At 66.9% G+C, this 10,607-nt stretch carries 10 protein-coding genes; 4 read left to right on the top strand and 6 right to left on the bottom strand.

The genetic code is table 11. The annotated features are described in order from the left end of the window. Positions 1-170 precede the first annotated feature (170 nt). Complete coding sequence (locus tag Q6A48_RS01490) at positions 171-1,016, bottom strand: type 1 glutamine amidotransferase domain-containing protein (protein WP_304551399.1); 846 nt, start codon at positions 1,014-1,016, stop codon at positions 171-173. Between the two features lie 103 nt (positions 1,017-1,119). Between Q6A48_RS01490 and Q6A48_RS01485 the strand changes: the two genes are divergently transcribed. Continuing rightward, complete coding sequence (locus Q6A48_RS01485) at positions 1,120-2,031, top strand: LysR family transcriptional regulator (protein WP_304551398.1); 912 nt, start codon at positions 1,120-1,122, stop codon at positions 2,029-2,031. Positions 2,032-2,153: 122 nt separating this feature from the next. Here the strand turns inward: Q6A48_RS01485 and Q6A48_RS01480 are convergent, their stop codons facing one another. From Q6A48_RS01480 to Q6A48_RS01465, 4 genes are all read right to left on the bottom strand, one after another. Then, entirely contained in the window at positions 2,154-2,381 is a 228-nt protein-coding gene (locus tag Q6A48_RS01480; RefSeq protein ID WP_063322270.1) for an MbtH family protein, read from the bottom strand. An 84-nt stretch (positions 2,382-2,465) separates the two neighbouring features. Beyond that, positions 2,466-3,878 carry an aspartate aminotransferase family protein gene (locus tag Q6A48_RS01475; protein WP_304551390.1) on the bottom strand — a complete coding sequence of 471 codons (1,413 nt, stop codon included), beginning with the start codon at positions 3,876-3,878 and terminating at the stop codon, positions 2,466-2,468. 103 nt (positions 3,879-3,981) lie between these two features. Continuing rightward, positions 3,982-5,313 carry a sensor histidine kinase gene (locus tag Q6A48_RS01470; protein ID WP_304551388.1) on the bottom strand — a complete coding sequence of 444 codons (1,332 nt, stop codon included), beginning with the start codon at positions 5,311-5,313 and terminating at the stop codon, positions 3,982-3,984. Continuing rightward, positions 5,310-5,990, bottom strand: coding sequence for a response regulator (locus Q6A48_RS01465; RefSeq protein ID WP_304551386.1), 681 nt, complete (start codon positions 5,988-5,990; stop codon positions 5,310-5,312). Before Q6A48_RS01465 ends, Q6A48_RS01470 begins: the two co-directional genes overlap by 4 nt. Positions 5,991-6,161: 171 nt before the next feature. Here Q6A48_RS01465 and dsbD point away from each other — a divergent pair, with 171 nt between their 5' ends. The 3 genes from dsbD to dsbG are packed head-to-tail and all read left to right on the top strand — an operon-like array spanning position 6,162 to position 9,501. Beyond that, a complete protein-coding gene (dsbD, locus tag Q6A48_RS01460) occupies positions 6,162-7,889 on the top strand; it encodes a protein-disulfide reductase DsbD (protein WP_304551384.1) in 1,728 nt (575 codons plus the stop codon). Further along, the gene (locus Q6A48_RS01455) at positions 7,889-8,758 is read left to right on the top strand and encodes a TlpA family protein disulfide reductase (protein WP_304551382.1); all 870 of its coding nucleotides are present in this window, start codon (positions 7,889-7,891) and stop codon (positions 8,756-8,758) included. Before dsbD ends, Q6A48_RS01455 begins: the two co-directional genes overlap by 1 nt. Next, positions 8,734-9,501, top strand: a complete 768-nt coding sequence (dsbG, locus tag Q6A48_RS01450) for a thiol:disulfide interchange protein DsbG (protein ID WP_304551379.1) — start codon at positions 8,734-8,736, stop codon at positions 9,499-9,501. Before Q6A48_RS01455 ends, dsbG begins: the two co-directional genes overlap by 25 nt. A 101-nt stretch (positions 9,502-9,602) precedes the next feature. On the opposite strand, the gene Q6A48_RS01445 is transcribed toward dsbG, so the two are convergent. Then, positions 9,603-10,409 (bottom strand): alpha/beta fold hydrolase, encoded by an 807-nt coding sequence (locus Q6A48_RS01445; protein ID WP_304551378.1) that lies wholly within the window; start codon positions 10,407-10,409, stop codon positions 9,603-9,605. Between the last annotated feature and the right edge of the window lie 198 nt (positions 10,410-10,607).

Raw genomic sequence — 10,607 nt, 5'->3', positions numbered from 1 at the left:
GGCCCGCGCGGCCGGCCCGCAGGTATGGGTCGTTTGGCGGCGGCGCCGCCCGCGGGGGGGGGGGGCGCCCCCCCCCCCCCCCCCCCGCCCCCCCCCCCCCCCCGCGGCCCCCCCCCCCCCCCCCCCCCCCCCCCCCCCGCCCCCACAAGGGGAACCAGGGTATTCCTGGGTCAGTGCTTCAACCGCTCGACCAACACTTGCCCCACTTCTAGCGCCGACGCCGGGTTCTGGCCGGTGATCAACTCCCGGTCCGTCACCACATGGGACGTCCACGGCGAGGTATTGCTGCTGTATTGCCCACCCGCCTGTTCCAGCCCGGTTTGTGGGTAGAACTTCATGCTCCCGCCACCCAGCAGCCCCTTGGCCAGCTCTTCTTCCTGATTGCTGATCACCGTCATCTTGTACCCGGAATAGATCCAGCCGGCCTCGGCCGAAGCCTGGCCCCGGGTGGCCAACCGGCCTACGAAGCCCTTGGCGTCAGGCAAGGTCGACAGCAGCGCTATCGGTCCGTGGCAGACCAGTGCGGTGGTCTTGCCCTGGTCATGGAAGTGCCTCAGCACCCGCCCCAACGGCGCGCTCGTCAGCAGATCCTGCATCGGCGCATGCCCGCCGGGGATGTACAAGGCGTCGAACCGATCCAGACCGATCTGCTCGACACGGGCCAGGCTGATCACCGGGGAATCCTTGGCCGACGTGATGTTCAACTGCGCCAGCAACGCTTGGTAGCGCTCCAGCTCCGCCGGGTCGTCATTGAAGTACATCTTGTCCACCGAGGACCGGTCCAGCGTCGGTGCCTTGCCCTCGGGGGTCGCGAACGTCACCTGGTGGCCGGCGTCCAGCAACAGTTTCACCGGCTGGAGCAATTCGTTGAGGTAGAACCCGGTAGAGAAGACCTTGCCATCCTTCAGGTCCAGATGATCGGCGTCCGACAGAACCACCAGCACGTTATCGGCATGGGCCGCGACACTGATACCTGCCAGGACGACAGACGTTGCCAAGGTAGTGAGCTTTTTCATGAGGCCTCCAGGACGCTTCGATAAGAGATGCGCCCACTGTATTGATGCGCTCGCCAGCGATAAACTCGCCACCCGGAACATCACTTGGCCTATGGAGGCAATAATGCCGCGTCGATTCGATCACCTGGCCGATGTGGAAGCCTTCGTCACCGTGGTGGAAAAAGGCACTCTCAGCGCCGGCGCCGTGGCGCTGGGCACCACCCCTTCCGTGTTGAGCCGCACCCTTTCACGTCTCGAAGCCCGGCTCGGCGTGCAACTGCTGCGACGGACCACGCGACGGCTGAACCTGACCGACGCTGGCAGCCTGTACCTGGAACAGTCGCGTTCGGCCTTTGCCCTGATCGACGACGCGGAACGGCAGATCCAGGGCCGCGATGGCATCCTCTCCGGGCGGGTGCGCCTGAGCGTGCCGACCACCTATGGCCATTACCGCCTGCCGCCGCTGCTGGCGCGCTTCGCCCAGGCGTTCCCGCAGGTGCGGGTCGAGCTGAGCATTACCAATCGCAACGTCGACCTGGTGGCCGAAGGGTATGACCTGGCCATCCGGCTCGGACCGTTGCCGGACAGCGGCTTGGTCGGACGCAAGCTTGAAGACGCCCGCCTCTGCCTCGTTGCCGCCCCGCGGTACCTGGATCGCGCCGGCACGCCCGGACACATCGACGAACTGGCCGCCCACGCGTGCCTGCCCTTCGTGATGCCCAGCAGCGGGCGCATCGCCCCGTGGCTGTTTCGCGAAAACCTCGAGGATCGGGAATGGCTGCCGGCGGGTAATGTCCAGGTGTCCGACGATGTCCTGGGTATCGTGTCCCTGGCCCAGGCCGGGCTGGGGATTTGCCAGACCTATGAGTTCATCGTCCGCGAGCGCATCGAGCGCGGGGAACTGGTGGCGTTGCTGGAGGACGTGGGCGGGCGCAGCCGGCCGTTCTCCATCATCTATCCGCCCCATCGACAGTTGCCGGCGGTGGCACGGGCGTTGATTGATTTTCTGGTGGGCATTGATACCCAAAGGAAATAGCTGCTGGCGCCAACCCCGTGGGAGCGGGCTTGCTCGCGAAGACAGTGTGTCAGTCAACACTTGAGCGACAGACAGATCGCGTTCGCGAGCAAGCCCGCTCCCACAAAAACAGCCATTCGGTATCAGTGAGCCGCAGCCGCCTGCTCTTCCATCTTCTTGCGCAGGCTCAGTGGGCGCATGTCGGTCCAGACCTCTTCGATATAGGCCAGGCATTCCTTCTTGAAGCCACTCTTGCCGACGGTCCGCCAGCCTTCGGGGACGGCCTTGTAGTCCGGCCAGATCGAATACTGCTCTTCGTGGTTGACCACGACCTGAAAGACGATGTCCTCGCGGTCGAATACTGAAGTCATGGGTGTCTCTCCATCTTTGTTCGAGGTTCGCTGCGGCGCATGCGCAGCCGGGGTATGAAAGGAACGTTTGGATCCGGGTGAAAATTAGGCGTCGGTGACGGCCGCGCCCAAGGCGCGCCCGAAAATGTCGGCGATCCGGTCGATATCCGCCGCCGTGACAATCAGCGGCGGCAGGAACCGCACCACACTGCCCTGGCGACCGCCCACCTCCAGGATCAACCCGCGCTTGAGGCATTCACGCTGCACCCGTGGCGCCAGTTGCCCATCCACCGGCGGATGGCCCAGGGCGTCCGGCGTCCCGTGGGGGTCCACCAGCTCGACGCCGAGCATCAAGCCGCGACCCCGGATATCGCCCAGCTGCGGGAAGTCGCGCTGCAGGATGTGCAGGTGTTCGCCCAGGCGCTCGCCCATGGCGGCCGCGTGGGCCGGCACGTCGTGCTCCACCAGGTAGCGCATGACCGCCGAGCCGGCGGCCATCGCCATCTGATTGCCGCGGAACGTCCCGGCGTGGGCGCCCGGCAGCCAGGTGTCGAGCCAGTCGCGATAGACCACCACCGCCAGCGGCAGGCTGCCGCCGATGGCCTTGGACAGCACGACCACGTCCGGGATGATCCCGGCGTGCTCGAACGCGAACATCTTGCCGGTCCGGCCGAAGCCACTCTGGATTTCATCGACGATCAGCGCCACGCCGGCCTGTTCGGTGATCCGCCGCAAGCCGCGCAGCCAATCCAGGTCGGCCGGGATGACCCCGCCCTCGCCTTGCACGACCTCGACGATCACCGCCGCCGGCAATTGCACGCCGGCCTCGGGGTCGTTGAGCAGGTTGTGCAGGTAATGCAGGTTGGCCTTCACGCCTGGGGCGCCGCCCAGCCCGAACGGGCAACGGTAATCGTAGGGAAACGGCATGAACTGCACCCCATTGCCGAGCAACGCGCCCAGGGGGCGTTTCGGCCCCAGGCTGCCCATCAGGCTCAGTGCGCCCTGGCTCATGCCGTGGTAGCCGCCCTGGAACGACAGCACCGTGCTGCGTCCGGTGGCGGTGCGCACCAGCTTGAGGGCCGCTTCCACCGCATCGGTGCCAGTGGGGCCGCAGAACTGGATCTTCGCCTCGGCCGCCAGGGCCGCCGGCAACAGGCCGAACAGGTCCTGGACGAAGCGGTCCTTGACCGGCGTGGTCAGGTCCAGGGTGTGCAGGGGCAGTTCATCGGCCAGCACCTGCTGGATCGCCTCGATCACCACCGGGTGGTTATGCCCCAGCGCCAGCGTGCCGGCGCCCGCCAGGCAGTCGATGAACGTGCGTCCTTCGACGTCTTCGACATACAAGCCCCGCGCCCGCTTGAGGGCCAGGGGTATGCGCCGGGGGTAGCTGCGGGCGTTGGACTCCTGGCGGCTCTGGCGGGCCAGCAGCGGCGACTCGGTGAATTGATAGAGCGTCTCGGCCGGTTCCGGGCCGGGCCCGGCCGGGGGTGCTTCGATAAGGCGGTTGGCGACTGGCATCTCTGGACCTCGCTGTGCACACATGTGCAGTTTCCTGAATGTGGAAACGCACCAGCGAGGCCGGGATTTAGCCCCGGGGGAAAAAGCTTCGCCGCCGCCGGGATCAACCTGGCAGCGATTGCACCGGCATCGTCAATTCGACCCGCAGCCCGTCCGCCCGGCTGTCGAAATGCAGGTCGCAGCCGCAGCGCTGGACGATGGCCTGGACAATCGCCAGGCCCAAACCGCAGCCCGTGCTCTGGCCGTTGCGCCAGAAACGTTGGGTCAGGTGCTGGATATCCTCGGCGGCAATGCCCGGCCCGTGGTCACGCACCTGGAAGCGAACCCGCTGGCCGATCATCTCCAGGTTCAGTTCCACCTCGGTATCGCCCGGGGTATGACGCAGGGCGTTATCCAGCAGGTTACGCACGGCAGCGATGGACAGCACCGCCGGCATCTGCACCGGCGCCTCGGACAGCCCGGGGGCCAGGTGCAGCTTGATCCGCCGGGAATCCTGGCTGGCCGCGTCCTGGATCGCCAGCCGTGCGACCTGCTCGGCGTTGCACTGCACGCCATCGTCGAACGACAGGCTGCCTTCCACCCGCGCCAGCAGCAACAATTGCTCCAGGGTGCGGTGCAGGCGATCGGCGCCCTCCTCGGCCCGGGCCAGGGACTGGTCGCGGGCGGCGCCTTCGGTCATGCGCGCCACTTGCAGGTGGGTCTTGATGGCCGTCAGCGGGCTGCGCAGTTCATGGGCGGCGTCGCCGGTCAGTCGCCGTTCGCGCTCGATGGTCTTGCCGATGCGCTGGAACAACTGGTTCTGGGTCTCCAGCAACGGCCGCAGCTCGCTGGGCAGCGGATGGATCTGCAACGGCTCCAGGGAGTCGGCGTTGCGTCGCATCAGCGCGTCGCGCATGCGATTGAGCGGCGCCAGGCCCTGGCCGATACCCAGCCACAACAGGCACAGGCAACCGAGCAGCGCCACGCCCACCGGCACCGAGGCCGCCAGGAGGATCGACATGTTCAGGGCTTCGCGTTCGATCTGGCGGTCAGCGGTGGTGATGCGCACATCGCCCCGGGCCAGGGTGAAGCTGCGCCAGGGTGCGCCGTCGATCATCTGGTCGTGGAAGCCCATCTTCTCCGCCTCCAGGGCCTGCTCGGGGGTGCCGTGGCTGCGGGCCAGGATTTCGCCACGCAAGGAGCTGACCTGGCAGGCCATGCCCCCGGGGATACTCAATTGCTCGGCGCTGAAATGCGTGCCGTCGCCCTTGCTGGGCAAGGGCGGCAACTGCTCCAGCAGGCCGGCGACCATCCGGGCCGACGCTACCAGGCGCTGGTCGAGGGAAAACATCATCTGGTTGCGCAGGTCGCTGAGCATCCACGCCGCCGCCAGGGCCCAGATCAGGGCGAAGGCCGCGCCGAGGGTCAGGCTCAGGCGCAATCGCAGGCTCATCACTTGGACGACTCCCCGCCATCGGCAGGCCCCAGGCGATAACCCAACCCGCGCACGGTCTCGACGATCCCGTTGCCCAGCTTGCGCCGCAGGTGATGGATATGGACGTTGAGGGCGTTGCTTTCCAGTTCGTCGTTGAAACCGTAGACGCTGTCCTTGAGTTGCTCGGTGGACAGCACCCGGCCACGGCTGTGCAGCAGCGCCTGCAACAACGATTGCTCGCGCCGGGACAGGTCAACCGGCTGGCCGTCCAGGGAGGTTTCCCGGCTGCTCGGGTCGTAAGTCAGCCGGCCATGCTCGATCAGGTTGACGCTGCGCCCCGCCACGCGGCGCAGCAAGGTATGCAGGCGCGCCGCGAGTTCGCGCAGGTCGAAGGGCTTGAGCAGGTAGTCATCGGCGCCTGCCTGCAAGCCGTCGACCCGGTCGGTCACCGAATCCCGCGCGGTGAGGATCAACACCGGGATCTCCAGGCCTTGCTGGCGCAGTTGCTTGAGCAGCTTCAGGCCGTCCTCGTCGGGCAGGCCGAGGTCCAGCACCATGACGTCGAACTCGGCCACGCCGACCATCGCCCGCGCCGCCGACGCCGTGGCGACGTGCTCGACGGCCAGGCCCTGGGCCGTGAGGCCGGCGACAATGCCGCTGGCGATCAACTCATCGTCTTCGCAGACCAGTACGCGCATGGTAAGCCTCGTGGAAAAAGGTACATTAGGCCGCCGGCCGATTAAGCCGACATTATGCGACGAGTCCGCCCGGTTTGGGCGATCATCGCTGCCCGGGTGCCACCGGTTAATCGACGGTTAATCGCCAGTCGCCATTGTGCGTTCCACTTGCTTCGTTCTAAGGCTTTATCCATGCGTCGATTGTTTTTGCTGTGGCTGCTGCTGATTTCGGGCCTGGCCCAGGCCGCCAATCCCTTCGAAACCAAACCCGATTTCCTGCCGGTGGAAAAGGCCTTCGTGTTCACTTCCGAACGCCTGGACTCCGGCGAGACGCAGCTGTTCTGGCAGATTGCCGATGGCTACTACCTGTATCGCCAGCGGCTCAGGTTCGATGGCCTGGCCGAGGCGCAGAAGCCCCGGTTGCCGGAGGGCGAGGCCCACAGCGACGAGTTCTTCGGCGACCAGCAGGTCTATCGCCAGGCGTTGGAACTGAAGATCCCGGCCGGCGCCACCGGCAAGGTCAAGGTCGGCTTCCAGGGTTGTGCCGACGCAGGCCTGTGCTATCCGCCCCAGACGCAAATCGTCGACCTGGGCGGTGCCGCACCTGCCGCTGCCAGCGGCCAGGCGCCGGACCAGGCCCTGGCCAGCGGCCTGCAACAACGAGCCTTGGGCTGGAGCCTGCTGGTGTTCTTCGGCCTGGGCCTGTTGCTGGCGTTCACCCCTTGCTCCCTGCCGATGCTGCCGATCCTGGCGGGCCTGGTGGTGGGCAGCGGCGCCGGAGCGCGGCGCGGCCTGGCGCTGGCCGGCAGCTACGTGATCAGCATGGCCCTGGTGTACGCCGCCATGGGTGTGTTGGCCGCGCTGCTGGGCGCCAACCTCCAGGCACTGCTGCAGCAACCGTGGTTGCTGGGCACGTTCGCGGCCATCTTCGTGCTGCTGGCGCTGCCGATGTTCGGCTTCTTCGAGTTGCAGTTGCCGGCCGCCCTGCGCGACCGCCTGGAGAACGCCGGGCGCGAGCGCCGCGGTGGCAGCCTGGTGGGTGCCGGCATCCTCGGCGCGCTGTCCGGCCTGTTGGTGGGGCCATGCATGACCGCGCCACTGGCCGGCGCGCTGTTGTACATCGCCCAGGGCGGCAATGCGCTGCACGGCGGGCTGATCCTGTTCGCCATGGGCCTGGGCATCGGCCTGCCGCTGTTGCTGCTGGTGACCGTGGGCAATCGCTTCCTGCCCAAGCCCGGCGCCTGGATGAATCTGCTCAAGGGCCTGTTCGGCTTCCTGTTCCTGGGCACGGCATTGTTGATGATTCGCCCGGTGATCGATGGCTCGCTGTGGATCGGGCTGTGGGGCGCGCTGCTGTTGATCGCCGCCTACAGCGCCTGGCGCCAGACCGAAGGGTTCGGCCACGCCGCCTATGCCTGCGGCAGCGCATCGCTGCTGTTTGGCCTGTGGGGCAGCGTCCTGGTGGTGGGTGCGGCCGGCGGTGGCGATGATTTCTTCCAGCCGCTCAAGGTCTACAGCGCCGCGTCGGGCAGTTCGGCCGTCGACGCCCATGACGCCTTCGTCACGGTCAGCGAGCCCGCCGCCCTGCAACAGCAGTTGGACGAGGCCAAGGCCCAGGGCCAGTGGGTGCTGCTGGACTACTACGCCGACTGGTGCGTGTCCTGCAAGATCATGGAAAAACAGGTGTTCGGCCGCACCGAAGTGCAGGACGCCCTGAAGGGCGTGCGCCTGCTGCGCCTGGACGTCACCGCTGACAATGCCGCCAGCCGTGCGTTGCTGGGCCGCTACCAGGTGCCCGGGCCACCGAGCCTGTTGTGGATCGGCGCCGACGGCGAAGAGCGCCGCAGCCAGCGGATCACCGGGGAAGTCGACGCCAAGGCGTTCCTGGCGCGCTGGAACACCACCCGGGACGCACGCTGATGCTGACACTCACCCTCGGCACCTTCGCCATCGCCCTTAACCACCTGCTGTTGATCAGCGCCCTGGCGCTGGCGACGTTTGTCGGCTGGCGGGTGGCCAAGCGCGGTGGCGAGAACCCCGAGTCGGTGCTGTTCGTGCTGTTTTTGCTGGGGCTGCTGGCCGCGCGGGTCGGCTTCGTCATCGCCTACTGGAGCCATTACCAGGACGATGCCTGGCAAGTCGTCGACCTGCGCGATGGCGGTTTCCTGGCCTGGCCGGGGATCGTCGCGGTGTCGATCGGCGCGTTGCTGTGGGCCCGCCGTCGCCCGGCCCTGCGCCGGCCATTGGGGTTCGGTGTCGGCAGTGGCTTGCTGTTCTGGCTGGTGGCGTCGCTGTCGCTGACGATCTATGAACAAGGCACGCGGTTGCCGGACATCGACCTGCGCACCGCCGACGGGCAGACCGTCAAGCTCACCGACTACCAGGGCGGCCCCCTGGTGATCAACCTCTGGGCCACCTGGTGCCCGCCCTGCCGGCGTGAAATGCCGGTGCTGGAAGAAGCCCAGCAGCAGCGGCCGGACTTGACGTTCCTGTTCGTCAACCAGGCCGAAAGCATGCAGAGCGTCAGCACCTACCTCGCCACCCAGGGCTTGAGCCTGGACAACGTGTTGTTCGACGGCAGCGGTCGCCTCGGCCAGGCCGTGGGCTCCATGGCGCTGCCGACGACCCTGTTCTACAGCGCCGACGGTCGCCTGCTGGGCAGTCACCTGGGGGAATTGTCGGAAGCGAGCCTGGCCCGCGCCCTGGAAAACTTCGAAGCGCCGGGTTCGTCCGTGGCGCCCCACCCTGCCACAAGGAAATCCCCATGCCCCGCCTCCGCCACCTGCTGACCCTGGGCTTCACCGCCGCCTTGTTGCAGGCGCCGCTGCTCCAGGCCGAAGAGCTGCCTGCGGCGATCAAGAAGATCGAAGCCAAGGGCGCGAAGATCGTCGGCACCTTCGAGGCGCCGGATGGCCTGCGCGGTTACGCGGCGCAATACCAGAACCGCGGCATGGCGCTGTATTTGACGCCGGACGGCCAGCATGTGCTGCTGGGCAACCTGTACGACGCCGATGGCAAGGACCTGAGCGTGGAACCGCTGCAAAAACTGGTCTACGCGCCGATGGCCAAGGCCATGTGGGCGAAGATGGCCGCCAGCCACTGGATCGCCGACGGCAGCCCGGACGCGCCGCGCACGGTGTACCTGTTCAGCGACCCGAACTGCCCGTACTGCAACATGTTCTGGGAACAGGCGCGGCCCTGGGTCAAGGCCGGCAAGGTGCAATTGCGGCACATCATGGTAGGCATCATCCGCGAGGACAGCCCGGGGAAAACCGCGGCATTGCTGGCCGCCAAGGACCCGGAGAAAGCCCTGGAAACCCACGAGAAGGCCGGCAAGGGCAGCGCCCTCAAGCCCCTCAAGGACATCCCGGCGGCGATCCAGGCCAAAATCGACGCCAACCAGCAGCTGATGGACGAACTGGAACTGACCGCGACCCCGGCGATTTTCTACCTGGATGACCAGGGCGAGCTGCAACAGCAGCAAGGCGCGCCGTCGCCGGACAAGTTGGTGAAGATTCTCGGGCCGAAATGATGTCGACTGGGCGGGCCTCTTCGCGAGCAGGCCCGCTCCCACACCCTGGCCGGTGAACACCGAACTGTTGTGGGAGCGAGCCTGCTCGCGAATGCCGAACGTCAGCCAGGCAGGAACTCCAGCAGCGCCTGCGTCACGAAGCCCGGGTTTTCCAGGTTGGAGATATGCCCCGCCTCCGGGACCAGCACGTGGGGGCAACCGATCCGCTCGGCCATCTCCAGCGCTTCGGACGGGGGCCGTGGCTTGTCCTGGTCGCCGCACATCACCAGGGTGCGCCCGGCGTCCAGTTCGCCCAGGCGCGGGAGGATGTCGTCGCGGCCGAAAATGATCCGGCCCAGCGGCGCGATGCTGTCGCGCAGGCGCTCGGTCGGCAGCGCCGCCAGGCTCGCGCGAAACTGTTGGTACAGCGAGGATTGCGGATCGATGCCCGGCCGGAAGAAGATCGGCACGATGATGTCCAGCAGCGCTTCGGGAATGCTGCCGCTGGCCTCGATCTTGTCGAACAGCGAGAAGTAATACTGGCGGGTCGGCTCCGGCTCGACGCCCACGTAGGTGTCCATCAGCACCAGCTTCCTGACCCGCTGCGGCGCCGCCAGCGCCAACCGCGCGCCCCACATCCCGCCCACCGACAAGCCCACCAGGTCGAAGCAGTCAATGTGCAGGTGGTCCAGCAACGCCAGTGCCTGGCGAGCCAGGTCATCCAGCGACGCCATGCCCTCGGGCATGCGCCCGGACTGGCCGTGGCCCCACAGGTCCAGGGCGACGACCCGGTAGTGCCGGGACAACGCCTCGATCTGTGGCGCCCACATGGTGTGGTCCCACAAATAGCTGCTGCCCAGCAGCACCACCGGGCCATGGCCCCGGTCCAGGTAATGAAGCGGTTGTCCGTCAACGGTTGCAAAGGGCATCGGTGACCTCCTTGTTGTGTCTGGAAAAAGCCTTGGGGAGACTGAGCCGTGCAGGCGGAGCAGTCAACCTTTGAGCCAGCTGTACCTGTGCGGCCCCCATCGCGGGCAAGCCTTGCTCCCACAGGGTTGATGCCCGAACACAAATGTTCTGTTCACAGCTGATCGCTGTGGGAGCAAGGCTTGCCCGCGATGAGGCCT

The sequence above is a fragment of the Pseudomonas citrullilanati genome, from assembly GCF_030580855.1.
Classification (GTDB): domain Bacteria; phylum Pseudomonadota; class Gammaproteobacteria; order Pseudomonadales; family Pseudomonadaceae; genus Aquipseudomonas; species Aquipseudomonas citrulli.
Note: the sequence above shows the minus strand (reverse complement) of the source record. Positions and strands in the feature narration are given on the sequence as shown.

Bases quoted from the DNA above. Each gene is read 5' to 3' on its own strand.
- Q6A48_RS01490 (WP_304551399.1), bottom strand. From the start codon at position 1,016: ATGAAAAAGCTCACTACCTTGGCAACGTCTGTCGTCCTGGCAGGTATC.
- Q6A48_RS01485 (WP_304551398.1), top strand. From the start codon at position 1,120: ATGCCGCGTCGATTCGATCACCTGGCCGATGTGGAAGCCTTCGTCACC.
- Q6A48_RS01480 (WP_063322270.1), bottom strand. From the start codon at position 2,381: ATGACTTCAGTATTCGACCGCGAGGACATCGTCTTTCAGGTCGTGGTC.
- Q6A48_RS01475 (WP_304551390.1), bottom strand. From the start codon at position 3,878: ATGCCAGTCGCCAACCGCCTTATCGAAGCACCCCCGGCCGGGCCCGGC.
- Q6A48_RS01465 (WP_304551386.1), bottom strand. From the start codon at position 5,990: ATGCGCGTACTGGTCTGCGAAGACGATGAGTTGATCGCCAGCGGCATT.
- dsbD (WP_304551384.1), top strand. From the start codon at position 6,162: ATGCGTCGATTGTTTTTGCTGTGGCTGCTGCTGATTTCGGGCCTGGCC.
- Q6A48_RS01455 (WP_304551382.1), top strand. From the start codon at position 7,889: ATGCTGACACTCACCCTCGGCACCTTCGCCATCGCCCTTAACCACCTG.
- dsbG (WP_304551379.1), top strand. From the start codon at position 8,734: ATGCCCCGCCTCCGCCACCTGCTGACCCTGGGCTTCACCGCCGCCTTG.
- Q6A48_RS01445 (WP_304551378.1), bottom strand. From the start codon at position 10,409: ATGCCCTTTGCAACCGTTGACGGACAACCGCTTCATTACCTGGACCGG.